Source organism: Bradyrhizobium sp. CSA112, assembly GCF_029051645.1.
Classification (GTDB): Bacteria; Pseudomonadota; Alphaproteobacteria; order Rhizobiales; family Xanthobacteraceae; genus Bradyrhizobium.
Window position 1 is genome coordinate 1 of the sequence record NZ_JAACFS010000005.1, and the last position, 26,453, is coordinate 26,453.

29 protein-coding genes and 5 pseudogenes are annotated in these 26,453 nt (G+C 59.6%); 19 read left to right on the plus strand and 15 right to left on the minus strand.

All coding sequences use genetic code 11. The features are described 5' to 3' along the window. The 4 genes and pseudogenes from GWE18_RS12175 to GWE18_RS12190 form a co-directional block, all read right to left on the minus strand. Positions 1 to 1,498: phage integrase N-terminal SAM-like domain-containing protein (locus GWE18_RS12175; protein ID WP_275186012.1), on the minus strand; the 1,498-nt coding region annotated here is incomplete at its 3' end. Positions 1,499 to 1,732: 234 nt separating this feature from the next. After that, positions 1,733 to 3,196: a PAS domain S-box protein gene (locus GWE18_RS12180; protein WP_275186013.1), complete on the minus strand. Its 1,464-nt coding sequence runs from the start codon at positions 3,194 to 3,196 to the stop codon at positions 1,733 to 1,735. 32 nt (positions 3,197 to 3,228) lie between these two features. Further along, positions 3,229 to 3,846: an FAD-binding oxidoreductase gene (locus GWE18_RS12185; RefSeq protein ID WP_275186328.1), complete on the minus strand. Its 618-nt coding sequence runs from the start codon at positions 3,844 to 3,846 to the stop codon at positions 3,229 to 3,231. Between the two features lie 104 nt (positions 3,847 to 3,950). Continuing rightward, positions 3,951 to 4,665, minus strand: a pseudogene (locus GWE18_RS12190) (DUF72 domain-containing protein). Between the two features lie 201 nt (positions 4,666 to 4,866). On the opposite strand from GWE18_RS12190, the gene GWE18_RS12195 reads away from it, so the two are divergent. Further along, entirely contained in the window at positions 4,867 to 5,382 is a 516-nt protein-coding gene (locus GWE18_RS12195; protein ID WP_275186015.1) for a ferritin-like domain-containing protein, read from the plus strand. A gap of 73 nt (positions 5,383 to 5,455) precedes the next feature. On the opposite strand, the gene GWE18_RS12200 is transcribed toward GWE18_RS12195, so the two are convergent. After that, on the minus strand, positions 5,456 to 6,268 hold the full coding sequence (locus GWE18_RS12200) for an SDR family oxidoreductase (protein ID WP_275186016.1): 813 nt from the start codon (positions 6,266 to 6,268) through the stop codon (positions 5,456 to 5,458). 178 nt (positions 6,269 to 6,446) lie between these two features. Here GWE18_RS12200 and GWE18_RS12205 point away from each other — a divergent pair. Continuing rightward, positions 6,447 to 6,930: pseudogene (locus tag GWE18_RS12205) on the plus strand (DUF4142 domain-containing protein). Positions 6,931 to 7,387: 457 nt separating this feature from the next. Further along, entirely contained in the window at positions 7,388 to 7,528 is a 141-nt protein-coding gene (locus GWE18_RS12210) for a hypothetical protein (protein WP_244608611.1), read from the plus strand. 106 nt (positions 7,529 to 7,634) lie between these two features. Here the strand turns inward: GWE18_RS12210 and GWE18_RS12215 are convergent, their stop codons facing one another. Then, positions 7,635 to 7,838: a hypothetical protein gene (locus tag GWE18_RS12215; RefSeq protein WP_108522340.1), complete on the minus strand. Its 204-nt coding sequence runs from the start codon at positions 7,836 to 7,838 to the stop codon at positions 7,635 to 7,637. A gap of 124 nt (positions 7,839 to 7,962) precedes the next feature. On the opposite strand from GWE18_RS12215, the gene GWE18_RS12220 reads away from it, so the two are divergent. Together GWE18_RS12220 and GWE18_RS12225 are read left to right on the plus strand one after the other, a co-directional pair. Beyond that, complete coding sequence (locus tag GWE18_RS12220; RefSeq protein ID WP_275186017.1) at positions 7,963 to 8,694, plus strand: Crp/Fnr family transcriptional regulator; 732 nt, start codon at positions 7,963 to 7,965, stop codon at positions 8,692 to 8,694. 380 nt (positions 8,695 to 9,074) lie between these two features. Further along, positions 9,075 to 9,630 (plus strand): annotated as a pseudogene (locus tag GWE18_RS12225) (hypothetical protein); the annotation flags it as partial. 98 nt (positions 9,631 to 9,728) lie between these two features. On the opposite strand, the gene GWE18_RS12230 reads toward GWE18_RS12225, so the two are convergent. Next, the gene (locus tag GWE18_RS12230; RefSeq protein ID WP_108522338.1) at positions 9,729 to 9,932 is read right to left on the minus strand and encodes a CsbD family protein; all 204 of its coding nucleotides are present in this window, start codon (positions 9,930 to 9,932) and stop codon (positions 9,729 to 9,731) included. 734 nt (positions 9,933 to 10,666) lie between these two features. Between GWE18_RS12230 and GWE18_RS12235 the strand changes: the two genes are divergently transcribed. From GWE18_RS12235 to GWE18_RS12255, 5 genes are all read left to right on the plus strand, one after another. Then, positions 10,667 to 11,500 (plus strand): YihY/virulence factor BrkB family protein, encoded by an 834-nt coding sequence (locus GWE18_RS12235; RefSeq protein WP_275186018.1) that lies wholly within the window; start codon positions 10,667 to 10,669, stop codon positions 11,498 to 11,500. A 62-nt stretch (positions 11,501 to 11,562) separates the two neighbouring features. Beyond that, positions 11,563 to 12,594 carry a DUF3618 domain-containing protein gene (locus GWE18_RS12240; RefSeq protein ID WP_275186019.1) on the plus strand — a complete coding sequence of 344 codons (1,032 nt, stop codon included), beginning with the start codon at positions 11,563 to 11,565 and terminating at the stop codon, positions 12,592 to 12,594. An 8-nt stretch (positions 12,595 to 12,602) separates the two neighbouring features. Continuing rightward, a complete protein-coding gene (locus GWE18_RS12245; protein ID WP_275186020.1) occupies positions 12,603 to 13,208 on the plus strand; it encodes a hypothetical protein in 606 nt (201 codons plus the stop codon). Beyond that, a complete protein-coding gene (locus GWE18_RS12250) occupies positions 13,205 to 13,600 on the plus strand; it encodes a phage holin family protein (RefSeq protein ID WP_275186021.1) in 396 nt (131 codons plus the stop codon). The genes GWE18_RS12245 and GWE18_RS12250 overlap by 4 nt, the downstream gene beginning before the upstream one ends. After that, a complete protein-coding gene (locus tag GWE18_RS12255) occupies positions 13,597 to 14,334 on the plus strand; it encodes a hypothetical protein (RefSeq protein ID WP_275186022.1) in 738 nt (245 codons plus the stop codon). The genes GWE18_RS12250 and GWE18_RS12255 overlap by 4 nt, the downstream gene beginning before the upstream one ends. 114 nt (positions 14,335 to 14,448) lie before the next feature. Here the strand turns inward: GWE18_RS12255 and GWE18_RS12260 are convergent, their stop codons facing one another. Continuing rightward, positions 14,449 to 14,955 carry a ferritin-like domain-containing protein gene (locus GWE18_RS12260; RefSeq protein ID WP_108522332.1) on the minus strand — a complete coding sequence of 169 codons (507 nt, stop codon included), beginning with the start codon at positions 14,953 to 14,955 and terminating at the stop codon, positions 14,449 to 14,451. Between the two features lie 907 nt (positions 14,956 to 15,862). Between GWE18_RS12260 and GWE18_RS12265 the strand changes: the two genes are divergently transcribed. The 6 genes from GWE18_RS12265 to GWE18_RS12290 all read left to right on the plus strand — a co-directional run bounded on the left by GWE18_RS12265 (position 15,863) and on the right by GWE18_RS12290 (position 20,561). Then, complete coding sequence (locus GWE18_RS12265) at positions 15,863 to 18,265, plus strand: AI-2E family transporter (protein WP_275186023.1); 2,403 nt, start codon at positions 15,863 to 15,865, stop codon at positions 18,263 to 18,265. 172 nt (positions 18,266 to 18,437) lie between these two features. Then, positions 18,438 to 18,614, plus strand: a complete 177-nt coding sequence (locus GWE18_RS12270; RefSeq protein WP_275186024.1) for a DUF2934 domain-containing protein — start codon at positions 18,438 to 18,440, stop codon at positions 18,612 to 18,614. Between the two features lie 7 nt (positions 18,615 to 18,621). Next, complete coding sequence (locus tag GWE18_RS12275; protein WP_275186025.1) at positions 18,622 to 19,050, plus strand: hypothetical protein; 429 nt, start codon at positions 18,622 to 18,624, stop codon at positions 19,048 to 19,050. Continuing rightward, entirely contained in the window at positions 19,016 to 19,414 is a 399-nt protein-coding gene (locus tag GWE18_RS12280) for a transglutaminase family protein (protein ID WP_275186026.1), read from the plus strand. Before GWE18_RS12275 ends, GWE18_RS12280 begins: the two co-directional genes overlap by 35 nt. 605 nt (positions 19,415 to 20,019) lie before the next feature. Next, positions 20,020 to 20,106: a DUF2934 domain-containing protein gene (locus GWE18_RS12285; protein ID WP_342804256.1), complete on the plus strand. Its 87-nt coding sequence runs from the start codon at positions 20,020 to 20,022 to the stop codon at positions 20,104 to 20,106. A gap of 272 nt (positions 20,107 to 20,378) precedes the next feature. Continuing rightward, entirely contained in the window at positions 20,379 to 20,561 is a 183-nt protein-coding gene (locus GWE18_RS12290; protein ID WP_275186027.1) for a hypothetical protein, read from the plus strand. A 42-nt stretch (positions 20,562 to 20,603) separates the two neighbouring features. On the opposite strand, the pseudogene GWE18_RS12295 reads toward GWE18_RS12290, so the two are convergent. The 4 genes and pseudogenes from GWE18_RS12295 to GWE18_RS12310 all read right to left on the minus strand — a co-directional run. Continuing rightward, positions 20,604 to 20,774, minus strand: a pseudogene (locus GWE18_RS12295) (SOS response-associated peptidase); the annotation flags it as partial. A 112-nt stretch (positions 20,775 to 20,886) separates the two neighbouring features. Then, positions 20,887 to 21,078 (minus strand): CsbD family protein, encoded by a 192-nt coding sequence (locus tag GWE18_RS12300; protein WP_275186028.1) that lies wholly within the window; start codon positions 21,076 to 21,078, stop codon positions 20,887 to 20,889. Between the two features lie 120 nt (positions 21,079 to 21,198). Next, positions 21,199 to 21,612: a hypothetical protein gene (locus GWE18_RS12305; protein WP_275186029.1), complete on the minus strand. Its 414-nt coding sequence runs from the start codon at positions 21,610 to 21,612 to the stop codon at positions 21,199 to 21,201. A 7-nt stretch (positions 21,613 to 21,619) separates the two neighbouring features. Beyond that, positions 21,620 to 21,841, minus strand: coding sequence for a hypothetical protein (locus GWE18_RS12310; protein ID WP_275186030.1), 222 nt, complete (start codon positions 21,839 to 21,841; stop codon positions 21,620 to 21,622). Between the two features lie 831 nt (positions 21,842 to 22,672). Between GWE18_RS12310 and GWE18_RS12315 the strand changes: the two genes are divergently transcribed. Then, positions 22,673 to 22,864 (plus strand): hypothetical protein, encoded by a 192-nt coding sequence (locus GWE18_RS12315; protein WP_275186031.1) that lies wholly within the window; start codon positions 22,673 to 22,675, stop codon positions 22,862 to 22,864. Between the two features lie 494 nt (positions 22,865 to 23,358). Here GWE18_RS12315 and GWE18_RS12325 read toward each other — a convergent pair whose 3' ends face one another. Further along, complete coding sequence (locus GWE18_RS12325) at positions 23,359 to 23,661, minus strand: helix-turn-helix domain-containing protein (RefSeq protein ID WP_342804257.1); 303 nt, start codon at positions 23,659 to 23,661, stop codon at positions 23,359 to 23,361. A gap of 235 nt (positions 23,662 to 23,896) precedes the next feature. Between GWE18_RS12325 and GWE18_RS12330 the strand changes: the two genes are divergently transcribed. Continuing rightward, a complete protein-coding gene (locus tag GWE18_RS12330; RefSeq protein WP_275186032.1) occupies positions 23,897 to 24,136 on the plus strand; it encodes a helix-turn-helix transcriptional regulator in 240 nt (79 codons plus the stop codon). 25 nt (positions 24,137 to 24,161) lie between these two features. Here GWE18_RS12330 and GWE18_RS12335 read toward each other — a convergent pair. After that, positions 24,162 to 24,809 (minus strand): annotated as a pseudogene (locus GWE18_RS12335) (SOS response-associated peptidase family protein). Positions 24,810 to 24,862: 53 nt separating this feature from the next. Continuing rightward, positions 24,863 to 25,246, minus strand: a complete 384-nt coding sequence (locus GWE18_RS12340) for a hypothetical protein (RefSeq protein WP_275186033.1) — start codon at positions 25,244 to 25,246, stop codon at positions 24,863 to 24,865. A gap of 178 nt (positions 25,247 to 25,424) precedes the next feature. Between GWE18_RS12340 and GWE18_RS12345 the strand changes: the two genes are divergently transcribed. After that, a complete protein-coding gene (locus tag GWE18_RS12345; RefSeq protein ID WP_247510908.1) occupies positions 25,425 to 25,637 on the plus strand; it encodes a hypothetical protein in 213 nt (70 codons plus the stop codon). Positions 25,638 to 26,453: the final 816 nt, after the last annotated feature.

Consider the following 26,453-nt stretch of genomic DNA (forward strand, 5'->3'; position numbering starts at 1 on the left):
GTCCTGCACGCTCGGCGGCAGAAGCTGGACCTCGTCGATCTTCCAGGGGCGAAATTCCTTGCTCATGGCCACGCAAGGAATCAGACTCGCACCCTCTTGACCAGTCACTACTCAGACAGGCTCCTAGCTCATCGGCCTTGGGGTGAATGAACAGATACCCGCCCTTCGACTTCTCAAAGAACTCCAAGAAGCCTTCCTCGATGACTTGCCGGTGGAGCACGACATCACGCGCTTCGTCCGTCTTCACCGGTCCGGCCTCCGGCGTCACATGCAGCACCCAGAGCTTGCCCTCGCGGCGAATGTCCTCCTTGCGAATCTGAATCATTTCACCCACGCGGCCACCCGTGAAAGCACACAGCCACGGCACCCAACGCTTGGCCGCCGCCAGCTTCGGGGCTTCTCTGCCGGGCACGAACTCGCGGGAATGCTTCAGGATGGCGATAGCCTCGGAATCATAGAACCCTTTGGACCGGAGCTTGCGCGACTTGCCGACCTTTATGGTGATCCCTTCGGCCGGATTACTAGGCAGCCGACGATTGACCACCGCCCATCCAAACACTGTCTTCATGCCCGCGAGATCGCTATCCTTCACGGTCTTCGGGCTGACGCCGCTTTGCACGCGATAGTCCTTGAAGCGAACGATGTCCTCGGGCGTCACTCGGCTCGCCGTGTCATGCTTCAGGAATGTCACTAGGCGGCCCATCGAGTTGCGATAGCTCTCATAGGTGCTCTGCTTGCGGCCGGCTCGCTTGGCTTCCCTCCACCAATCCTCGACTAGCCCCGTTAGGGAATTCTTGGAGAGGCCGCGCTTTGGCTTTTCCTTCGGTGCACCTTCGGGCGTCTGCCACTCCGGGAAGCGAGCGGCCTTGGAATCAAGCGAATAGTCTCCCCCAGCATTCCTTTGGCGGCTCGCGAAGGCGTCCCGCAACGCCATCCAAAACGCGGCGAGCAGCATAACGCGTGATTCGCTGTCAACGCGACGAATGCCCTTGGTCAGCAAGAGGCGATCTACGATGGGTCCGAGCGCCTTCTCTAATTTCTTGGCCTCACCGTCACCAGCGACCCTTTCCCACATCTCCGTCACGGCCGCCCAGTGAGCTTCCTGCTCCTCGTGGCTTTCGGAATCCGGCGCCCAACCGACACCGGGCGTGTGGACCATGGCGACACTCCGGGCGCGGCTCTCACTGTCCGCCCACACGCGATAGAGTTCGCCTGCCAACGCCGTCGCCTGCCGGTGGGTCAGGTGCACCGGGGCATCGTTGCGGAGCGCCTCCCAGACGGTTTCCAGATAGGCCGCTGCGAGCGCCTGACGCGTCTTGATCTCGCTGGGCTCTGCGGTGCGGAGGGAGAATCTGACGGCCTGTGCGGCCTCGCTAGGCGTGCAGAAAACGAATTCGTCACCGAGCGGAATCGCAAGCTCAATACCCGTCGCCTTTGCGCGAACGTCGGCCGGAATACGCTGAACGAACGACTGAAATTGAGAACCCTTCCGGCGCATCGGCCGAACCACCCTGAACAGCAATGTTACACCCCATTGTTACACAGTCGGGGCCAACGCAACACTCTGAAAGGGCTTAACTTCTTGGAATTTCTTCACCTCAAGAAGTTGATGGTGCCCAGGAAAGGATAGGATCACCACCGCCGTGCGAGATTGATCTTGCTAGGCTTTTGAGCCGTCCGGTGATTTCTTGTATATCGTCCACAACTTGATTTCGCCAGAATGACTTGAGCGCTAGGGATGCGCCACTATGCGGTCCTTTGGAAAAGAAAGGTCTATTGTCAGGCCTGCGGGGTTCCAATCCCACGCGATCCCGCCCCCAAATTGGCTCTGCACCGTTGCACGGGAGAGTAGCGTACCAAAGCCCTCTACCTCTGCTTGACGACCAACCGGTGGTCCTCCGCGTTCCGTCCACGTTAGCACGAATTGGTCAGTGTTTTCGGAGCACGCGATATTGATGGAGCCACTTTGGCTCGACAGTGCCCCGTACTTTGTGGCGTTTGTTGCAAACTCGTGCAATAGCAACGCAAAACCGGTCACCACGTCGCCCGCGATTGGAATGTCGGGTCCGCTGATCGTGACACGCGCCCCGTCTTTGTCGGTGCTGCCATCATAAGGCGAGAGAATCGTCCCAATCAACGTATGCAGCAGCGTTGAGTGTTGCATTCGACGAGTGCCATCGGCAGTCAGCTTCAACGTTAGGTCGTTGGCTTTCGCGAGGGACAACAAGCGGTCTCGCACCACAGTAGCGAGTTCTTCCGCTGTTTTCGCCGGTCGGGCACTCATCGTGACCACGCCGCCAGCGACAGCAAAGAGGTTCTTGATGCGATGGTCCATCTCTCGGAGGATTAGCCGCTGCTGCTCCTCTGCTCGCTTTCGAAATGAAATATCGCGGGCTATTTTCGAAGCGCCGACGATCTTGCCGTCCTTGTCTCTGATCGGCGAGATCGTCAGCGAAATGTCGATGGTGCGGCCATCCTTGCGTTGGCGAACGCTTTCGTAGTGCTCGACGCGCTCACCGCGCCGGATGCGGGCAAGAATGGTCGGCTCCTCGTCGTGACGGTCGGGAGGGATTAGCATCATGACCGACTTCCCAATCGCCTCTTTAGCGCTATAGCCAAACAGCCGCTCCGCGCCCTGATTCCAGCTTGTGATGATGCTATTGAGGTCCTTCGAAACGACCGCGTCGTCGGATGATTCGATGATCGCGGCGATGGCTCGATAGCGCGCCTCACTCTCTCGAAGCCGCTGTTCAGCCTCCCGGCGCTCGGTGATGTCGACCAGCATGTTGACAGCGCCAATCAAAGCCCGTGAAGCATCGAACAGGGGCGTTGGATACGGAATGAACGGTACGCGCGTGCCGTCCGGCCGTTCGGCGACCGCTTCCATGCCTCGGATAGGACGCCGCTCCTTGAGCGCCAGCGCCATCGGACATTCGGCGTGCGGGAGCGAAGTGCCGTCCGGCCAATAGAGCTTCCATGATCCGCAAAACTCGGCGGTCCCTAGCGTCGGTCGGCATCCCCACAATTGCGCCGCCGCATCATTGTAGAAGGTGATACGGCCGGCGGCGTCCGTCATATAGAGCGCTACCGGCAGTGCCTGCAAGAGCTCGTCGGATCCCCACGCCCCTTGATCTACGTTCGGCTTCTGCAGGGAGACCAGCAGCGATTCGATGTCGTCTTGTTCGGCGATACTCATCACACCCTCACGGCTGGAAAAACCTAACTTGCCTAAGCTGTGTCACAGTGGAAGCTGCCATCCTTTGTCTCGATGGCCGCGACAAGACCCCTGAGATATTTCAGAGGATGAAACGTACCCTGACGCGGATAGCGCAATACGTGCCGCTGGGCGCAATGGGCGAGGGGAACGCCGACCAGCCGACGGACAGGCGCGCCGACCTTGCGGACCGCATCCAATTCATCCTCGATGATCTTCGCATCGGTGTCGCGCGCCTGAAACAGAGAACCGTCCAGGCGTCGGAAATCGCAGTCGATGGTTTCCCGCTGCTGGATTTCCTCGATGCGGTCCACCGCTGCGGCCTGGCTCTCGTAGAACAGGCGGGATGTGTCCTCCCCGCGCAGGCCGATCATCGCGGACGTCAGATCATCGCAGAGCGGCACCAGATGCGCAGTGGTGCGCGCCGTTATGCCGCCCGCGATCTTCCCACGATCGAGCACGATGACGCGCGAACCTCCGAGGGCGAGTTCATAGGCCGTAGAAATCCCGGCAATACCCGCGCCAATGATTACAACATTGCATTGATTGCTGCCCTGGAGCCGTGTTGCGTTTGGGGCGACCGCAACGTCCATCCAAAGCGACTTGCTGCGCCGATCGATGAAAGGATCCATCCGAAAGCCCGATAAGTCGACAAATGATTTCTGGAGGTCAAACGGCCGATCAAGGGAGTGGTTCCTAATCAGTCCGCTGTCGTCGGCCGGCGCCGTCGACTCAGTCAGGCGTCTGCATCGGCCGGCACCGCGCTTTTCTGGTCTTGTCGAAATAGACGAACACGTCGCAGCCTTGCCGCTTCCAGGACCTGATGCGGCGAGCCCATTCCGAAAGGGATCGCGGACTATAGTGGCCCTTGTAACGGACCGTGGGGCCGTGCCAGCGCCACATAGACGAAGTCCGCCGTGCGCGTCCAAGGCGCCGGCGCGTCATGATGGTCGGAAATGCATAGCGAGATGGCTTGCTGCCGGAGCAATCGCGATATCTCTGGTGAATACCAGCTTGGATGGCGGAACTCGAAACTGTAGCGGCGTTTTCTTCGAAAGAAGCTTGAAGAAGGAAGTGAGTCGGTCGGCGTCAGCCCTAAAGTTGGGCGGAAGCTGAAACAAGATCGGCCCGACTTTCTTGCCGAGTAGGGACAGGCGGTCTTCCAGCAGTTCAAGGCTGTTGACCGAATTGTCGGAAAGCCGCTTCCAATGCGTGATGAATTTGGATGCCTTCCAGGCAAAAACCAAATCGCGCCCGGTCTGATCACGCCAGCTCACCACCGCCTTCGGAGTGGGTATTCTGTAAAACACGCCGTTGAGCTCAGTCGTCGAAAACTGGCTGCTGTAATAAGGCAACTGCTCCTTGAGGGGCAGGCCATTCGGGAAGAACGGCCCGCGCCAGGAATCGTAGTGCCAGCCCGATGTACCGATCAGAACGCGCCATGAGGTCACGGCTTCAAGACGACCTCGATGCAGCCGCCCTACCGTGCCATGCCAGTGCTTTCATCGTCCGGATCCTCCGCGTCGTTGATGAGAAAGACCTGGAAGCACGAGTTGTTCCTATCGCTCGGGCAAACGACGAGGAAGCGGCGCCGCTTAGGAACAACGGTCCCGGCAATAACGTTAAGCGCGCATCCAATCAAGGAGGATGCCATGGGACTATTCACAGAAGACATCAAGACAATGGACGACCTGTTCCTGCACGGCCTGCAGGATATTTATTATGCAGAGCAACAGATCACGAAGGCGTTGCCGAAGATGATCGATAAGGCGGCCAACCGCGATCTCGTCGCGGGCCTCGAGGCGCATCTGAAAGAGACCAACAAGCAGATCGAGCGGCTGGACAAGGTGTTTCTGAAGCTCGAGCAGCAGCCGCGCAGCACCCAATGCCCGGCCATCGATGGTCTGATTACGGAAGCCGATGAATTGACCGGCGAGGTAGCCGACAAGGCCGTGCTCGATGCGGCGATCGTCGCCGGCGCGCAGGCCGTCGAACACTACGAGATCTGCCGCTACGGCACGCTGATTGCCTGGGCCGAAAAGCTCGGTCATGACGAGGTGGTTCGCTTCCTGACCACCAACCTCAACGAGGAAAAGGCTGCGAACACGAAGCTCAATACCATCGCGCTTCGGAAGGGCGTCAACACCAAGGCATCGAACGCTGCCTGACCCGGAACTGGCAGCCAAGGCTCCGGCGAGAAATGGGGCCTTGGCAATGCCTATGGGCCAGTGGGGATACCTTTTACAGAAACGGCTTTCCGCCAGTGACGGCGATCGTCGCGCCGGATACGTAGCTCGAAAGCGGATCGGCCAGCACGACATAGGCCGTGGCCAACTCAGCCGGCTGACCGGGGCGCTTGATCGGGGCCTGTTTGCCGAAGTTCTTCACGGAGTCCTCAGGCAAGGTGGACGGGATGAGTGGCGTCCAGATCGGCCCCGGAGCAACCGCATTGGCACGAATGCCCTTCTCGGCCAGCATCTGCGCCAGTCCCGCCGTGAAATTGTGGATAGCACCCTTGGTCGTTGCATAGGCTAACAGCGTCGGGTTCGGTACATCCGAATTGATCGACGCCGTGTTGATGATGCAGCTACCCGCCTTCATGTGGCTTACCGCTGCCATGGTAAGATAAAACATCGCGTGGATGTTTACCTTGAACGTCAGTTTCCATTCCTCGTCGCTGATGTCGTCGATCGATTTGAAGCTGGCCTGATGGGCCGCGTTGTTGACGAGGATATCTACACCGCCCAGTTCCGATACGGCCTTCGCGATGACGGCGCGGCATTGACCGGGGTCCTGGATGTCGCCGGGAAGCAAAACGGGCGTTCTGCCGGCTTCCGTCACCATCCGCTCGGTCTCCCGGGCATCGTCATGCTCGTCGAGATAGGAGATCAGAACGTCAGCTCCTTCTCGGGCGTAGGCGATGGCAACCGCGCGGCCGATCCCGCTATCGCCACCGGTGATGACGGCCTTCTTGCCGTTGAGGCGGCCGCTGCCCTTGTACGTCGTTTCGCTATGGTCGGGCACCGGATTCATCGCGGCAGTCTTGCCGGGCATCGGCTGGTGTTGGTTCGGAAAAGGGAGGGCGGGGATAATGCAGCATGGCTCAGCCTGTGCTCTCTTTTATCTCAATTCTACTTAACATCCGCTTGGCAGGTTCGCTCCTGCGTTGGCGAGCCGGGCAGGCAAGGGGCGCGGGGAATGCGAGGAACGAAGTGAGGCATCGCCGATTGATATGGAAGGTTCCGTCTTAAGGATTACAAAACGACATATCTTGCACCGTGCCTTGCGCTCATGCTCCTCGGCGCGCCTGCAAAAGACCGGCATCAACTCCACCCTCGGCATCGCTCCGAAGACGGAAGATTTCGTGAGGCAAGTTGCCATCAGTGACATAGTCCAGCAGGATCGCGCAGGAACGGGGCAACGCCGACCAGAAGGCGTTTGCCGGGACCATGATCAAGGATCATCAAGTGACTTCGGCTGATCTGATGGATCATGCCGGCGAGTGGAAAACGGCACTGCCGACCAAGCTGGACAGCCTCCACCAAAGCAAGATCGACAAGCTAAAATCTCTTCATGGCGCCAAGTTCAGCTCCCGATACAATCTTGACCAGGTCAGCGGCCACAAAGATGCCGTTTCGCTGTTTGAACGGTACGCGAAAGGCGGCGACGACCCGAACCTCAAGGAATGGGCAGAAAAGACGCTGCCGACCCTGTAGCATCATCTCGAAATGGCCCAGGAGATGGCGGCCGGAAAGCCTGTTGAAAGCACTAGATGCCGATCATAGGACTTGCGAGGGAGGCCGGTCCCAAGGCTCCGGTATAAACGCGGATCCGGCTCCGAGACCGAAATTCATGCCAGGAATTCGCGATAGGGCACATCTGCTTGGCCGCCAAACGCGGGAGGAGGTTGCGCAGGCAATCGTCTGGCTGCTGTCGGACGCATCCTCGCAGGTCACTCATCGATATAGCAGGTGCGGCCGCTGATGGCGGCGGGCGTAGGCTCTGGTCGCTACAAGGCTTGCGCGAGCGCATGGACGAAGAGAGACCGGGCCTCCAGCGAATTTATGGCGGTGAAAAGCCGGCCGCAAAGATGGCGCCCAAGAAAGTCCAAGGGCGTGCGGGCCGAGAAGAAGGTAGGCGCTAGAAATGCCAGCATGCCAAGATACTTTTTCCGTGTGTACCACGACCGACCTGAGCCGGACGAGGAGGGAGAAGAACTGGCCGGATGCGCAAGCCGCGTGGCGCGAGGCAACGGTGACGGTGGGGCAGATCATTCAGGACCTCGATGGGAGGTTGCGTCCCGGCAAGGATTAGCGACTGGAAGTGACCGACGAATTCGCGAACCGGCTGTACGTCATCCACCTCTACGCCGAAAAACCAAAGTGATGGCTTGGGCGAATGCTGAAGGCTGAACGGCCGGCTATTTCGGGCTGCGCAATTCCGGGGATGCCAGCCACCGGTCTATCGCGGCTGCAGCATCACTGGAGACCGCTGTCTGTATCAGACGGTCGCGTTCCTGGCCCGGCGGTAAGCCGTCGGCTTTTGCGCGCGCGAGAGACGCGACTTGTTTCAAGCGTTCCTGAAGCGAAAGGACCGGGCGGCTGCGGTTGCGCTTTTTCTTCATGTTAGATCTCCTGCGAGATCTGAACTTTCCACATCGCAGCGGCCTCATCCTTAACCTTTGTTGGGAACCGCGCCCTTCCGCGCCCGTTTTTCCAGAGAAAGTGTACCGCGAAGGAGAATCTTGTTTGGATAAAGAATCGATCGTCGCGACCCTGTTACGGCGGCTTGATGCGGTCACGGGGCTCGATGAGGCGGACATCGCCGCCATCCGCGCGCTTCCGATTGTCGTTCGTCCGTGGGAGGCCGGACGAGCCATCGTTTCCGACGGCGACCGCCCGACGGAATGCTGTCTGGTGATCGAGGGATTCTGCGTGCGCTCCAAAACGATAATGAACGGCCAGCGGCAAATTCTTTCCATTCATATCTCCGGGGACATCCCCGACCTTCAGAGCCTATATCTGCACCGCATGGACCACGATCTCATCAGCTTGGTCCCGTCCAGGTTGGGCTTTATCAGTCACGCCGCGCTGCGGGCTATGACGCGCAGGAATCCGAACATCACCGAGGTGCTCTGGCGCGACACACTGATCGATGCCGCGATGTTCCGGGAATGGATTGTCAATGTTGGGCAACGGCCGGCCGCAAGCCGGCTTGCTCACATCGTCGTTGAGTTGCGCAGACGTCTCGCCATCACGGGCTACACGGAATCAGGCGCGTTCGAGATGCCTCTCACGCAGGAGCAGATTGGCGAGACGCTGGGCATAACGCCAGTGCACGCCAACCGAATCATCAAACAACTGCGCGATGAGAACATCCTCGATATCAACAGGGGCCGGGTGAGGGTGCTCAACGAAACTAGGCTTGCGGAACTGGCGCAATTCGACGACCGCTATCTTCACCAAAGTCCGTCCCTATGAGGGGGACGCAACGAATCCTTTTTCTAAGGAAGTCGTGTAGCCGAAGTAGTAGCGCTTTTCCATGCGCAGCTCCCCGGGAGCGATCGGCAGACGCTGGACGGATCAAGATATCGACGATCTAAAGCGCATGGCCAGTACTATTCCGCACCGCAGATTGCCGAACTGACCAATCGGACCGTCGGCGGCGTCGTATTCAAAGCCTATCAACTGGGGCTTTCCTTGCGATCCAACCGACACGCAAGAGAGCAGGCTGCCGTCGCGGAATAGGGAAGCCCACAGACCATCGGGAATGCTCGGTTTGTCCGATATGGACATACGCGACGCCAAAAAAACGGACTGCCTACCGGCAGCGCGCCGGAGAAACGTGCCGTTTGCCAAAAACTGAGGACCCTGACGGCGTCCACGGCTTGGGCGTCTGGGCGCTGGCCGTCATTATGGGAGCGGCGCTCGCCTCGTTGATCGGCGCGGCCAGTCTCAATCGAACGCCTTCGATGCGAAGCCCTGCGCAGGCCAGCGCGGCTAAGCCGTTCCTGAGCTATGAGCTTGACCGGCTGTTTCGTGCCAGCCGTCGTGCGCCCAATGTTGATCTCTGCGCCGAGCGCGCTGAGACCGGGCGCATCCTTCTCACCACCTCAAGTCATAGCGGCCTGAGCACGGACGATCGCGCCTATCTCATTCAGCAGGTTGGCGCGCTTACGGGACTCTCTGCGGCCGATGCAGAGCGAAGGGTGGACAGCGTCATTGTAAACGCCAAGACCGCTGTTACGCAGCACAGTCATCCTTGCCTTCTCGGTCGCGACCGCCGTCTTGCTTGGCGCCGTGGCTGCATGGGCGGTCGCGTGCGCCGGCGGACGGCATCGCGACGGTGCTCTCGTGCCGGAATGGATGGCTCGATCAGATGCGATCGGCCGACGGCATGAGGCGATGGTGCCGTAGGGCAAGAGTTGCGTAGATCGCCCGCGCTGCAACGGCATAAGCGCGGCAGTGAATTGTCCTCGCCCAAATAAAAAGCCCCGCTAAAGCGGGGCCTTTTGTTACCACCCCTGGCTTCCGTACCAGGCGTCGATCTCTTTCTTGGCCTGGTCTTTGGCATAGCCATACCGCTGCTGCAGACGGCCCTCGAGTTGGTCTTGCTTGCCGTCTATGACATTGAGGTCATCATCGGTAAGCTTCCCCCACTGTTCTTTGACCTTGCCCTTCATCTCCTTCCAATTACCTTCAACGCGGCTCCAATCCATGCGGTCCTCCAGTTAGTGCCCGTGACGAAACGTGTCGCTGCTGGCATAGTTCCTGACAGACCATGAGACATCCTTACTGACTGCGTTACTCCAGACGCAGGGACCGGAATTCAACGATGCGGCGTCACGCCGGTTGGGCTCGCTGGTCGAATGCAACCGCTGCAAGGCGGGCGAGCCTGCCGCCTGACGCCCTCCGTGACCGCGCGCCACGCTCTGGGAGCTGGAGGCGTCGCTGAAATGCCGCTTGTCCTGGCCGGTGCCCGTGATCAAGCTGACCGCGCGAGATCACGCCCCAATCCGGAGGAGCGATAAACGGCGAGACCGCAACACGGCGTTGTCATTCGATTTCGGAGCGGTCGCAAGGCCGCGCGATCCCGAGCGCATTAGGAACATTGCCTAGTATTCCAACGTTGAGAGTGTCCGTCCGATCACACGAGTGTGCAACCGCCATGGCGACTCTAGTCACGCGCAACCAATTCAATGTCACGCCGCAAGGGTGGTGCATAAGCCGGCGGAGGCTGCTTTCATCCCCAGTCCTGGCGACCCACTTTCAGGAACGATGCGGCTAGGTCAGCTAGTCAACCAGCGGGCGGGGATACCGCGCGGAAGACGTTCTGAGAATTATGGGAGAACTTTGGGAAGAGTTTGTTGCCAGCAACCCGGAGATGTTCACTACGAACTCAGCGCCCTGCTAATCGTTTGGTGGCGCGTTCGAGGGAGGCGAGGGAAAACCAATGGGACTTTTGTGGCGGGTCCTGAAGGCGGCGGCATCCGGCTTTATCGCTAATGATGCCCTAAGCCGCGGAGCTTCCATCGCCTTCTATGCCGCCACGTCCCTGGCGCCCGTACTCCTTATCGTCGTGGCTATCGCCGGCTTGGCGTTCGGGCAGGATGCCGCTCGCGCCGCGATCAGTGATGAGCTCGGCCGGCTGTTGGGACCAACCGGCGGCGACTTCATTAAATCCATCCTGGCCCGATCAAGCGATCCGACGTCAGGCGCGACCGCAACCGTCGTGGGCGTCGTCACGGTGCTGGTAACGGCATCCGGTGTGTTCGGCGAGATGCGCACGGCACTGAACGCAACGTTCAAGGCCAAGCCGACGGACGAGCCAATTTTCTCCTTGATCCGGAGCCGGGCAGCCAGCCTTGGCCTTGTCGCCGCACTGGGCTTCATGCTGATCGTCTCGCTGGCCGCGAGTGCCGGGCTATCCGCCCTGGAGCACTGGTCGACCGGCAAGGCCGTGCTCAGCGCGCTCAACGCGGTCGTGTCACTTGGCATCTTCACGCTATTGTTCACAGCGATCTACAGGGTACTGCCGGACACGACGATCTACTGGCGCCATCTTCTGCTGGGCGCTTTTGTCACAGCCCTGCTGTTCACCGTCGGGAAATCGCTGATCGGATGGTACCTCGGTCAGGCAGCCCCGAACTCGACCTATGGCGCCGCGGGCGCGCTGATCGTCCTGATGTTCTGGGTCTACTACTCCGCGCAGATATTCCTGTTCGGCGCGGAATTAACGAAGGCGATCGATGACGCGCGCGATCCAGCGGCGCGCAACGAGCGTTAGGAACGATTCAATAGTGCCTGAGTTCGTTCTCAAAACAACACGAACGCACAGGCGGTGACGACATGACACGATCCGTGGAGGAGCTACGACGGGACTCCGAGCAAAGCCGCGCGCAGCTTGCGGCAACCGTCGACCGGCTGAGGGAGCAGATCGCCGACACCGCAGAAGACATCCGCTACAAGGTCTCGCCGGAAAACCTCAAGGCTGAGGTGAGCGGCTTCATCAGTCACAAGACCCACGGCTGGATGGATGCGCTGAAGCAACAAGCCATGGATAATCCGATGCAGGCAATCGCCGCGGGCACCGCGATCGCCGTGCCCGCGATGCGCCTGGCCCGCGGCTTCCCACTACCGCTCTTGATGATCGGTGCCGGCCTTGCCCTAAGTTCGAAGACCGTTCGCGATCGCGCCGCGGAAGCGGCAGCGCCGGGAATTGACAAGGCGAGGGAGGTTATCGACGAGACCGCGGAACGCGCCCAGTATCTGGGTGACGGTATGCGGAAAGCGATGTCCCACGCTGAGCGTCAGGCAGCCGGCAGGGCCGGTGAAGCTCGTGAAACCGCAGGCGGAATGGCAGATGCGGCGAGCGGAATGGCTGGTGACCTGAGGGATCGCGCGGCGCAGGCCGCCGATGCCGTCGCCGACAAGGTCAGGTCCGGCATGGATGCCGCTTCGGAGATAGCCAAGGAGAAGATGGAGCGCGTTCGCTCGACTGCGACGAACGCGGCGACGGCTGCTCCCGCGACTGCAAGCATAGTGATCCGGGACAACGTCGCATTGATTGGCGGCCTCGGCGTGGCGATCGGCGCGATCCTTGCTGCTTCCCTTCCGAGCACCAGGGTCGAGGCGAGCGTGGCCGGTGAAGCGAGCGACCGCGTCAAGCGCGCCGCCGGCACGGCGGCTCAATCCGGATTTGAGGCGGCCAAGGACACGGTGCTGTCGGCGGCGGATGCCGCGGCAAGAAGCCTGTCCGAAGCCGACCTCGGCGGACACGCCAGCCGCATCACCGAAGGCGTGACCGAGAGACTCAAAGAGGTGGCCGACGATGTCGTGACAACGGCCTTCGATCCTTCCCGAAACCCGCCAGCCAAATAGAGGCCGCCATGAGCGATATGGATCTTAACACCCGCGATAAGAATTCTTCCCAGAACCAGAATACGGGCTCGTCCCAGAACCTGAAGGACCAGGTGGCGCATGCCGGCGCTGAGATCAAACAGCGCGCCGGTGATGTGCTGAGGGCGTCGACGGACACCGCACGCGACAAATTCAAGGAGGCGGCCGATGCCGCCAAGGAGGCTGCAGCCGGAACTGCGGATCGTTTCCAGGATCAGGCGCGTGAACAACAGCGCTCGGGTGCCGATTTTGTCGGCCGCTTCGCCGGCAACATCAGGGATGCGGCGCGCGCATTCGAAAACGACGTGCCGTTCGCAGCCCGCGGCATCAATTCGGCGGCCGAATATGTCGACGAAGCCGCCGACAAAATCCGCAACGGAAGCTTCCGCGATCTGGTCGATGGCGCGACGGATTTTGCCAAGCGGCAGCCTGCGGCCTTCTTGGGTCTGTCGGTGCTGACCGGTTTCGCCGCTGTCCGCTTCCTGAGGGCATCGGGAAGCGAGAGCTCTTCACGCCAGGGCTCTTCCTCATCGTCATCGTCCTACGAGCCGTCATCATCCTACAGCTCGGGATCCTACAAAGGTGAGGCGTCATGAGCACGAAAACCGATCTTCGGACGATCTCGCACCTTTTCGGCGACGCGCTTTCGCAATTCGCAAAACTGTTCCAGAACGAGGTTGATCTCGCCAAGGCCGAACTCGGCGAGAAGGTTCAGCAAATCGGTGGCGCCGTCGGCCTCATTGCGGCCGGTGCCGTCCTGGTTATTCCCGCGATCGTCATGGCGCTGTTTGCGCTTTCCGCGGCCTTGATCGCGGGCGGCTGGTCGCAGCCGGTCTCTTATCTGATCTCCGCGATTGTTGCCGCGGTGCTCGCAGGCATCTTGTTTGCGGTCGGTATGAATCGGTTCGACACACGTCATCTGGCGCCGCGAGAAACGTTGCGTCAGCTCGAAAAGGACAAGGACACCGTGAAGGGAATGGTGCGATGATCGGTTCACAAGGGAGTTTCATAGATGGTCTGGCCGCGGCTGCCCGGGAAAACCCGCTCGCCGCAGCCCTGATCGGAGGTGGCGCGCTGTGGCTGCTTATCGGCAGCGACAAGCTGAAGAACGCCGCCGGTTCGGTCACGTCAGCGGCCGCGCCGCTCGCCGATCTCGGCGCGCGTGCCCAAAGGTCGGCCGCCTCCAGCTGGGACGATACTTACGGTTCCATGCGGAATCGCGCCTCCCGAATGCAGGACGAAGCCTCGCGCGATATCAATGAAACGGTCCGCAACGCCAGAATGGCCACTTCCGATGCGATGTCCGGCGCGGCGGAAACGATGAGCGAGCGATTCGACGAAGGCGTGGCCGGCGCCCGGGAAATGTTTGACCGGGTGGGCCGGGCCTTGCCGAGGAAGGAAACTCTGAGGCAGGCGCAGTCCTCGCTGTCCGATCTCCTGGAAAGGCAACCGCTGGTGCTTGGTGCCGTAGGCCTTGCGATCGGCGCCACGGTGGCGGGCGCCCTGGCCAAGTCGGGTCTCGAAAAAGAGTGGGTCGGGGACTTGAGTGACAGCCTCAAGGCAGATCTGAAGGTGCGTGCCGGGGCCGTGTCGCAAAGCGTCCGAGAGGGGGCCGATACGCTCAAAGCCGAATTCGAAGATGCCGGCGCCGAATACGTCGATCGCGTCAAACAGGCGGGCCAGGATGCGATGGAGGCGGCCCGAGAGAAAATAGGATCGTAAGAACACTCTGTTGTCGCCGCCTTTCGGAGGATGTTCAGCCCGGTCCGGTATTCGGTAGAATGGCCCCAGCGCAGTAGCGCTGGGGCCGTTTGTAGGTGGTATCGGGTCGCTTGGTTATGCGGCTTTCGCGGTCTCGGCGTGCTGGTTGACCTCGGATTCCGCGAGCTGACTCAGGGCACTGTCCGTTGCCTTCTCTTCCTTAAGGGTTGCATCGAGCAACTTCACTGCATCGGCGTAACCCAATTCGTTTGCCCAGGTCTTGAGGGTGCCATAACGCGAAATCTCGTAATGCTCGACGGCCTGTGCTGCAGCGAGCAGACCAGCGTCAAGGGCCGGCATACCCTTGTACTCGTCCATAACTTCCTTGCCTTCTTCGATGATGCCCACGATGGCATCGCAGGTCTTGCCCTTCGGCGTTTCGTCGATCGACGCGAATACCTGCTCCAACCGCTCGACCTGGCCGTCGGTTTCGGCCATGTGCTTTTCAAACGCAGCCTTAAGCTTCGGCGACTGCGCGGCTTTGGCCATTTTCGGCAGGGCGGACAGGATCTTCTTCTCGGCGAAGTAGATATCCTTCAGTGTATCAAGAAACAGATCTTTCAGTTCTTTCTCTCTAGCCATAGAACCCTCCAGGTTAATTGCTGGTACCAAACAAGATTGCCGTTGAGTTGTTCCTAGCCGAAACCACTTTCCCTTGCGCAGATCAGACACTAAGTCGCCTGGGTTCAGAAGCGCAGCATTTCCGAACATGAAAAGTAGAGCGATCGTGATCAGGGCCGGGAGCATGAGCGATCCGAGACAGCCCAACCGGTCTATTCCCGCTCTGGACGGCGAAACCCTTCAGCTCGTAGCCCCAGATCTGCACGCGCGGGAGCGGCAGGAGGTACTGGAAGCCCAAAGAGAAATGTACGAAACCAAATATCTGGGAAGCGTTAGGGCATTCACCGGTTTGCGGGACGTGTCGAGACACTAAGGGAGGCGGCGGGCAAACTTGCGCTCCGCTCGCTACTGAACGTCAATGATGCCATGGCATGCGGGGACGACGTCGAACATGGCTAGCCGGATCCACGATTAGTCGGGCTAGCGCTTGGAAAGCTGGGGATCTCGGCATAATCGGTCATGCTCCTTATGAACGTCAAGGCTGCGAGCGGAGCAGGCACCTGCAGCCGGCGAGCTTCTTACAGGTGGGTTTGCCAAGCAAGCGCTACTGGAAGGCTGGCCGTTTCGGAATGAATTACCTATAAACAGACATCGTTACCGTGTCGGCATGTCTCAAAGGTGCCATGAGCTGCCGAGGGCACCGATGGTGGATCAGATCGCAGGGACCTCGAAATCGACACCGCCTGAGAGACCGCTGATCAGCCTGCCGTTACCTAGGCGCGGATCATCTCGATCGCTTCCTCGCGGAACGTGTGCATGTCCCGTCGTCTGTGAAGCCGACGATTTATTGCCCGTGCAAGCTCGCGACACGAATTGCATGAACGGAACTTGCTGGGTCCGTTCGCGTTTTCGTGCGAGGCGGAGCACAATGCATAATTTGCCTACAGCCTCAGGGCTTCCATCATCAAGCCAGGTCCGCGCGGACGCGGTCACGTCTCGCGAACTGGATATTGTAAGAGTTGCGGCCGCCCTGGTGTCGGGCGCGGTCATCCTTGCTGGCCTGTATTTCGGCCGTGAAATACTGATACCACTGGCGATCGCATTCCTGATTACATTCGCGCTGAACCCGCCCGTCACATGGTTTGCCCGGCTCGGCCTGCCCAGACTGCTCGCGACGAGCCTCGTCATGGTAACCGTCGGATGCGCCCTGGTTGGACTAGGCGTCATTCTCGGCGCACAGGTCCGTTCGATCGCCGTCGAATTGCCGACCTACCAGTCGACGATACTGACGAAATTGGCGGATCTACGCCAGAATCTTAAGGCACCCGGATTGTTCGACGGCGTGCTGAAGACAGTCGAACGCGTACAGAAGGAGGTCGAGTCAAAGGACGACAAACCCGCGGAAGGCCCGGTGCCACAGCGTGTCGAAATCGTTCCCATGCCGCAAACGCCGTTCGAGCAGGCATTTGCCTGGCTTGTGCGGTCAGCGGAGCCGCTGGCTACGGCCGGCATCGTCTTGATCTTCGTCTTTCTGGCGCTGCTTGATATCGGCGACCTTCGCGACCGGTTTCTACGACTATTGGGTGGCAACTTCCATCGTTCGACCGATGCGATCCAGGAGGCTGGTGCGCGTATCAGCAGGTACCTTCTGATGCAGCTACTCGTAAACGTCAGTTACGGCGTGCCGCTCGCTGCCGGTCTCTGGATCATCGGCGTACCAGGCGCGCTTCTGTGGGGCGCCGTGGGCGCGGTCATGCGCTTCATCCCCTATGTCGGCCCACTGATTGCGGCGATCTTTCCAGTCTCGATCGCTTTTGCCGTCGACAGTGGCTGGAGCATGTTGCTATGGACCGTTGCGCTGATCGTCATCCTCGAGTTGATAAGCAACAACATTGTCGAGCCCCTGCTATATGGTTCGAGCACCGGCCTGTCGGCCATATCGCTGATCGCCGCGGCGATATTGTGGACAGCGATTTGGGGTCCCGTGGGGCTGATCCTCTCCACCCCTCTCACGGTTTGTCTACTAGTCCTCGGGCGTAATCTGCCGCAGCTGCGCTTCCTCGACACCATGCTCGGTTCGACACCTGCACTGGATGTACCCGCCCGCATCTATCAGCGACTGATTGCAGATGATGCCGACGAAGCTGTCGAGATCGCAAGCGCCGAAATCGAAGAGTCTTCGATCATATCATTCTACGATGCAATCGGCATTGAGGTCCTTCGTCTGGCAAGCGAGGAGTATCTCCAGAACGCAAGCGCTGAGCACCGCCTGCGTCTGGCAAGCGGAATGGATACACTGCTCGACGATCTCAGAGATCAATACCCAGCCTCCCTGAGTCCGGAGGCAAAGCCAACGGTCCTGTGCATCGGAGGAAAATGGGAGATCGATGCCCTCGCCGGCGAGGTGCTAGCCCACGCGCTTGGTTTCGAAGGGATCGCCGCAGCTTCCCAACCCGCTGCAAGCGTCAATGCCGACTATCTGGCTAAACTCGACCTGAAGGGCGCGGACATTGTCTGCCTCAGCTACTTTACGCCGAACCCAGCCATCCCCGCCCGCCACGCCTGCCGGCGTCTGCGAAGACGATGGCCGAATCTGCGCATCGTTCTAGCGCTATGGAGGGCGCCCCCGGAACTGTTGACCGACGAATCCCTCGCAGCGCTCAAAGCCGATGCTGTCGTGACTTCGGTCGAGGAGGCGGTCCGTCGTATTCACCGCATCGTCGACCCTGAAGAAGCCAAGGTGGCCCAACAAGCCCCCGTGCCTGACAACGACGCAGAGCGTGTCGACGCGCTGAAAGCGACCGGGGTCTTAGAGGGTGACAAACGTGAAGCGCTGGATGCTCTCGCCAAGCGTGCGGCCGACGTATTCAACACCAGCATTGCCGTGATCACCACTATCGATAAGGACCGTGAATACTTCGTCGGACAAAGTGGAAAATTGCCGGATGCCATCACCGACGATACAGGTACGCTGCTGCCGATGGACCGCGAACATGCGATCTGCAACTACGTAGTAGCCAACGACGAGACGCTAGTGATCTCTGATATCGAGCGCGACCCGCGCTTTGCCGATAACGAAACGATCGAGCAATGGAACGTGCGCTTCTACGCTGGGGCGCCGCTACGCGCAGCTGACGGTCTGATAATCGGAGCGCTATGCATTCTCGACTCCGAACCCCGCACCCTGGAAGGAGACGAAGTCGCATTGCTTGAAACGATGGCTGCTGATGTTGTAGCCACCATTACCACGGGTGATGCGGATGAAGAAGCGCCAGAGAAATCTGCACCTGCTACCCCATCGGCAACGGTCGGGCAGGAGGTGCCTCAGTAAGCGCCAACTCCAGGGTTCAGGCGGACGCCGGCCACCGCAAGGTTGCACAAGCGAGTCGCATTTCTTCGCGCATCACTGACAAGACGACCTATGAGCGGCTTAGGGCGTCGGTCGAGGAACTTAGACAGAGGCTTGGCTGGCCGCCCAGCGGATTAGAGCGCGCCTACGAACTTTGGGACAGAACGGACGGCCAGCAGACCGCGACCTGGAGTTCTGGCTTCAAGCCGAGTCTGAAATACGGCCCAACCTCAGCATTATCCTCGCGAGTGTTTTACTGCTCGTCACCGCGTTCGCACTCGGAACACCTGATCATAATTCACGCCAGGGTGCCCTGGTTGTTTTGGCTTGAGGGCCGCATGAAACTCTCGATCAAGGCCGAACTCGTCTATGCTTTCGCGCAAGCAACGCAGGTTATCGCTATCATTGAGGCTTCACATACGAGCGATCAAAAAATCCTCTCGGAATCGCTCGACATTCAGCCACCGGCGCTATTGCTCTTCGACAAGACACCATACGGTGACCGGAGCATACGCGCCTCGTTCTCTGGCGAAGTGGCGATCCGTTATCAGGCCGTGGTGGAAAACAATCTTCGGCAGCTCCTGCCCGCCGGCCGGTCACCAGCATCTATGGTCGGACCTTCCCACCGACGTGCTCCCGTTTCTCCTGCCCAGCCGCTTTTGCCCGTCGGACAAGTTCATGCGATTTGCGCAACGCGAGTTCGGCGGAGCCGGCGACGGCGTGGCGCGAGTTATGTCGATCTCCGATTGGATTCATCGCAACGTTGACTATGTGTCGGGCGTCAGCAACGCTGAGACGACCGCGGAGCGGACGTTTATAGACCGCGCGGGCGTCTGCCGCGATTTCGCGCATTTGGGCATCACACTGGCTCGCGCACTCGGCATTCCGGCCCGCGCCGTCAGCGCGTATGCGCTTCAACTGGACCCGCATGACTTCCACGCAGTCTTCGAAGTTCATCTCGAAAATAGTTGGTGGCTGATTGACGCGACGCAGCTTGCGCCGATTGAAGGGATTATCCGCATCGGCAGTGGCCGGGATGCGTCGGATATCGCATTTCTGACCTCGGACAGGCAGTGCCAGGTCTTGAGACAGACGATTGAGGTTTCGAAAACCCCATCGGTTACTGGCTGAACCATTGCTGCCGTATTCCCACGTCGGCATTATCGGGCCCCGAAGGGGATGGATTTTAAGTGCGGCCGAAAGCGCTCAGGAGCCCGATCGCTATGGGGATGAGAGCAGCGCAAATCCATAAAGCGGGCGCACTAGAGCTTAGGCCGGCAATAAGGATCCAAACACCGAAGCAGACGATGAAGGCCGAGATCATAGACGGCCGCTTTTTCCATGTTCGATCCAACAGCAAAACCGGGATCAATCGCGTCTAGGACTCGCCACGAGCTAAAACGTTCCGGCGTGCGGGCGACCGCCCCTGGCGCGGGCCTGTTTCCGTGTGAGTACGTGGCTCGCCATGCTCGGTCAGTGGCTCGCCGTTTCTAAGTAATCCCCGGGCTCACCCCGGCGGGTTACTTTTTGCCAGCGTCGGCCGGAACGTCTCTGCCGGTCCGCGGCCATGCGGTGTAACGCCCGCGTGGCCTTTGTCTTGGGGGCAGTCTCAGCCAGGAACTAGCGGCTTCATGTGGACTTGAATCGAGAGGTCAGTCTCCAAGCTGGCCCAGCACGGTCCCGCCGATAAGCCCCCTTACCCCCGAAGGTGGGGCCGTGCTTCAACTCGGAGAAAAATGCCCGAAACGAGCAAAGAAGAGATCGAGGCACGAGCTTATCAACTTTGGGAGCAAGCCGGCAGACCCGTCGGACCGGAGAAGTAGTTCTGGAATTTGGCTGAACAGGAGTTGCGCAATGAGGACAAATCCTCGCCAAGGCTCGCACCCCTGACACGCTGTTACGCAATCGAGCGACCTACAGCGATCCGAGCAGTGACGTCTGGCAGCGCCTAGCCAAAAGGCGAATTGAGGACAAATCAGACGCGCCCGGGCGGGGACCTGGACTTTTGATTGCAAGCGAAACTGAGTTTAGCGAGCAAGGAAGAGAGTAGCATTCGTCGAGGGCGTGCTATTGTGCTGGCTCACAGGAGGACGCGATGTCAAAAGCTCAGAAGCCGCGAAAGCCCGATGATTTTCCGGTGAATGCCGAGGGCAAAAAAATCAAGAAGCAAGACGGCACACCTATCGCAAACACCGACGATCCGGCCGTTGCTGCCGACGTTGCCGAGCGCCTCAACGAGGACGAAGCCCGACGCGAAGAAAATAAGTGGTCAGCCTAGATCCGCCGCGCTTTTTTCCGGGTGGGGCGGGCGTTGGTGAACTCATGCCGCGGCCTGATCTTCCTTGTCCGCGCCGCGCATAACGATCCGGAGCACATCATCCGGCAACGGCCGCTGCAACGCCTTCGCCTCGTTCCGCGGCGCGCGCATCCACACGTCTCGTTCCTCTTTAGAGAGCAAGGTGACCGGCATGGCCTTCGGGATAGGGCAGACTTCGCCTACACCGCTCGACCAGCGGGCGGCAATTCGCGATATGGCGCAGCCAGAGCTTTTAGCAAAGAAAAGGCCGCCCGGAGGCGGCTAGTTCTCGGTCATTTCTTCTTGCTTATTTCTTGATAGCGTCAGCGGCGTCCCGCACGGCATCCTTCATATCGCCCGCGGCGTTGTGCGTGGATCCCTTGGCCTTATCAAGCTTGCCTTCGGTTTCCATGTCCTTGTCACCACTGAGCTTACCGGCACCTTCTTTGATGGCGCCTTTGGCCTTGTCCGCAGCGCCCTTTACGTGTTCGCGATCCATGATTCGTGTCCTTTGCTGTCTGGGATGCGAGGCAACGAATGAGTTGCGGGGTGGTTCCTGATGAGGCACATGGCTCAGCTTCTGAGATCGCACTATGCTGCAGTCGTGAGGACCCTAGTTTTAATGCCAAATGGGGGCAAACCTTCTGGCTACGGCTAGCGCACTCCATTCGTCCGTTTCCAGTGCGATTTTTTGCGCCAGCATGACATCACCCGCGACTAAAGTCTCGCTAGGAACAAAACACAACCCGGCTAGCCTCCTTCCGCGCGAGTCGATCTCGAAGATATTCATCCCCGCGCCGTAACGGATGCGATAGCGTTTGCCGCTCTGACCGCCAATGACATCAAAATACCGATAGGACTCATATTGCGTCAATTGTTCAGGCGACAACCATCCCTTCAGCAAACTGATGCCCCGCAATTCTGCTTGGGTGCAACCCGCCTCAAAGCACTGGTTTCCAATGGCGCGTGCCCTTCGAGAGGCAACCATTAGGATCCGTCGAAGACGGTCAGTTTTCAGCAGGTTTCGCAACATCTGAAGACTAGCCGCCAACCAAGCGCGGGAAAAACAAAGTCTCCTCAGCAGTTGGATCGAACGAACGTGTTACCGTTGGCTCTCCAAACGTATTTCGGGTTGTCGCGGTAAAACCTGCGCCGGTTAATTCCTTAAAGCGCGCCTCTGCTTCCAAAACCTCCTTCGCGTCGCCAGTGTTGAAATCGTACCTAGTGTCGCCGCTGTGATCCATAACAATTAGTGTTGCCATTTCTACGCCTCCTTGGATTGCCGTAGCCTGCAATCCCGCTAATCTACCAATTCAAGTATCGTTCCTGCCCGGAAGGATTGTTGTATCGGCGACGGTCGGTCCAATGCTGCGATACGGTGCAGCCCTAGGTGAGGGCTGTTCGACTCCATAGCCTCAGCCTGCCGTCCCCGGCGTTGGGGCTATGGCTTAGGCAAAAAGATCGGAGCCGCTCTGCGTTTGCTGCACGAACGTTTTGCTCTCGTGCCGTCAGCCGGTGCCCGCCATCCGTGTTCCGCGGATCGCGCCAATTCCATCCGATCCTCAGCGAGCCGGAGCCACGCCGTTCTATCAACGTCGTCGGTTGCGGTCCTCGTGTTAGCGCGGCACTCGTCAGCCTTCCGGCGATACCGTTCTGTATCTTCAGTTGTCATGCCCTATGATGCGCGGCGGGCCGATCCGTTCCAGCGGTGAGCGCGACGCTCATGACATTGCCTCCATGACCCATTCCATCGCGGGATGCTGGCGGTTCTTGACTTTGCCCCAATGGTAAGGCGTGAACCACACAACGCGGCCGGAAGAATCTTAGTCATGGAAGCATCCCGCGACAGGAACGATTACCCCGCAGGCTGATTATGGGGGATGTCCCCGCGCATAGTGGGACACACTCACGAACTTAAACGGTCTCGCAGTCGGCAAACTCGGGATCGCTGGCGGCTCTGGCGTGATTAGAGCTCCCGCCAGGGCCTTTTTTAGCAGGGTACCGACTGAACGCTGGACCTGTTTCGTTGCTCCGGCGTTCTCAGTTGAACACAACGGCCTAGCTGAAATAGCCGACGTGAGAAGGGCGCACTCATGCACGCCTATCGAGCTTACATGATCCGCAGGGACGGCCACATCATCCATCGCGTGGACATTGAATGCGACGATGACGAAGCAGCCAAAGAGCGCGCCAAATTGCTCGTCAACGGTCACGACGTAGAGCTATGGGACGGCGCGCGGAAGATCGCGGAATTCAAGGCGGCACACTTCAAGACGGCGCACTAAGGTGTTCAACAAGGTCGGCAGCAGCCGCAAGCGGGTCGAAGGGCGGCTCGGACGTTAGGAACGCGAATTGAGGGTGGTGGGTTGAAGCGACATCGCATTTTCCCCCTGGATGCGATACCTCAGCCCGAGAAGGGTCTCAGCGGTGCCGCTGGGGCCCTTTTTTACAGACTGACTTACCTGAGCTTCTTTATATCGATGGTGAATTTGGCTTGGAGGACCGGTCCCTCGTCGTCTCGGGCGTCGATTGCCATCCACTGCATCCGGCCGCCCCGCTCGACCACGGCGTCCTTGGCCATGTCGAGTAGGGATTTCGCCGCTTGTTGGTGCACAGATTGGAAGTTCCAGCCCTTCCTCATCAACGACCAGGATGTCGCCTTCCCGCAAGTCGAAATAGTACCGCGTCATTTTCGTCCGTCTCCGAACGACCTACAACCTCTGATAATTCGTCAGGACCAAATTGGTTCTTATGATCAGTGGCCACGGCGAGAGCGGCCTCAACGTTCGCCGCCCCAATTCGGAAATGGCGTCGCGAAGCGTTTCCCGAGGATGCCGTAGCATTCGCAAGCGTTGTTCCGCAAACCCTCCGGTTGCAGTATTGTGATATGGCCGCGGCTGGTGTCGATAATCCCTTCGGCATGCAATGCGCCGCAAATTTGGTTGATCCGCTGAACTCCCAACATGCGGGCGAGGAATTCCTGGGTAAGTTCGAGTTCATCCACGCCGGCCTGGTCCTGCGCGTTCGCTAGCCAGCGACATAGACGCGGATGGACGTTATGGTCGCATTGCAGGCCGCCGATTGACGACCTTCGGCGATGAACATGGCATGATGCCGGTTCACGACAGTGCGGAGGTCGTCGTTAGACCGATAGGCTCTGATGAAGGACGTCGAGCTGATGCGGGATGCAGCTCCGCCAATCTCGACCGTTGCCTGATCGATGGCGTCTTGGACGTCCAGCGCGACCCCAGAGCACAAAGTCTGCCGTCTCCTAACATTTTGGTGTAGGCTACAGTCGGACAGAGGGAGGCGCGGCGATGCCTCAAGAGAATTACGCTGCCAAGCAGCAACGGATCGGCGAGCGCCTGACGCGTGCGATGGCCAAGGCCCACATGGATCGCCGCGAGCTTGCCGAACTGACGGGCTACAGTGAGGCACAGATCGTGAGCTGGGAGCGCGGGCGCACGCGGCTGTACCCGATCGAGCTGATAAAGCTGTGTCATGCGCTCGACGTGATGCCGGAGTGGCTGCTGTGCTGGGAGCGCCGCCTCCATTGATCAGCAGCGCCAGCGTTTTCCACCGTTATCCGTCATGCTGCAGCCCTGTCTTATCCCCGCCGCGCATCACCAACGTGACCGCGTCATCGGCAGGGGCCGCTGTAGCGCCTTGGCTTCGTCCCACGTCGCGCGCATCCAGACGTCGCGCTCCTCCTCCGTCAGCAGGATGACCGGCATGGCCTTCGGGTGGATCGGTTCGACGACGGCGTTCGGCGACGTGGTCGTAGACTTGATGCGCGCCTGGAATCGGTTTGGATTTCGTTCCGCGCTCACCCTTGAACTCGGTCCAGATGCCGGCGAAGCAGGTCAGCGGCCGATCGTCATTGATCGCGAACCAGACGACGTCCTTTTTTTGTCTCGGGGTTCGGCTCGGGCGCATACTCGGCAAAGCTGTTGAAAGGCACCAGGCATCGGCTTTCAGGCTTCAGCCAGGCGCGCCAGTGCGGCGATGACGTGTTGCGGATGTTGGTCACTGGCGGCCCAACCGGTCCGCAGCGGTGGCGGCATGCCCCAGCACTAGCTCGCGCTCGGCGCCGGCGTTGCGCACGACTGGCGCGGGATAATCTGGAAATACGACGGGCATTGCTGGCAGGTTGGCAACATAGCGATTCATCACCCGAAAGAGCGCGCGAATGGCTTCCTGGTTGGTGGTGACCGAGTAGAGGTTACACATTGGCAGGTTCGGTCATGTGAGCGGCCCTGACGTGCCCTTCCATACCGGGGATGTCAATCGCTACGCCGCAGAAGCATCGCGAGCGGCCATCCTGCGTTTGTGTCGGCAGCTTGCGGCCGTCCTTCCACATTCTCTCTTTCCATGCAGTCCAGGCACGCGCATAGCGGTACGCTGAAAAGTCGTCGTCCGTGAAGGCGGTCCGCAATTTTCGCCACGCAACTTCGAACTTTTGTCGCGCGTCGTGTAAAATCGATAGCAGTGCCCCCAGCGTCGACACCGCGATGCGCCGGCGGAACGAAACCGCAGTACCACTCCAATTGGTCTACGGTGGGGGAACACCCGGCGCGTGGGCCGATATCGCCGATACATACATCGCCGAAATAGATCTTCCAGCGGTCGGGACGATGAGGATCACGGCGGCGGATCAGTTCGATCATGGCATCGTGTCCAGCTCAGCCAGTAACGATCCATTAACCCCTAGGGCAGTTAGCCGTCACGAAGATCGTCATAGCGACGGCTTTTTGCCACCCACCCGCCACCAGCTTGCCTGATGAATCAGGCGTGTCTGGAATCCCAACTCTTTTCACTGGCTGGAGTACTGAAGTGCGGAGAGAGATGACGAAGGCCTACGAAGTCGAATGCGTCGCGTTTACGCGAGACATCCGTGCGCTCTTGGCTAAAAGACAGATTTCGCCGCCGATGGCCCAAGTCGTCTTGATCAACACGCTAGTCGCGATGATTAAGCATTTGAGAAAAAAAGACACGATGGAAGAGGCTGCGGAAGATTTGGTTCGCACGCTGCAACGGGCGATCTCGAAATCTCACTAAGCCTCAACCGCTGGCTCGCCGGCTTCTGAATGGAAACGGCCCCAGCCAGACGGAAAGAAGCTGGGGCCGCCTTCTTCCGGGGTGGGGCTTGGGGGCAAGTCCCCCGGAAGCTATGAAATGACTCCCCCAGCAGGCGCATGTTCCTCAGGTCTTGCCGCTTTCCCGATCAGTCTCAGCTAAAGACGCGGAAATAAGAAAACGGCCCCGGAAACCTAGCTGGGGCCGCCACTTTCTCCCGGTTTGACTCCACAATCCCCAGGGAGCGACGGAATCGACTCTCGGCAAGGCTGCAGGTTCCTAAGGAAAGGGCCCGCGGGCTGGCGGGCTCAACGATCTTCCGCGTTCTGTTCACTATGGGGCAGACGTTGCCACCGTTTCCCGCTTCGATCGGTAAGCCAGATGGGTACCCACTACCCTGTCTGGCTGTTCAGAAGGTAATACTTTGGATGGCCTCAGCGCACCGCCGCGCGCTGGGGCCATTTTTATTCTGCGCCAATCACCTCGTACTCAAAGGCCACGCCTTCGGGATCGTTTTCCGCGAACCACGTTTCAGCGGCGTCCGCATGTGCGAACACGGGAGTGCAGACCGTTGAAATCGGAGATGCCGTCAACGCCCAGCGGGACAGCTTCGCCGTCGAGTACGAACGAACTATTCCGGCTACGTAACGCGGTGATGAGCGGAAACCGACCACTCCAATCGTGGCCGTTGCGAGTAAACAGGCGAACGCACTGTCCGTCCCTTTGGAGACGATCGGTCGATAGCCATCGTGCTTGATCTTGTGAATCCAATCGTTCCCGGTTGGAACCGTGTGCCCC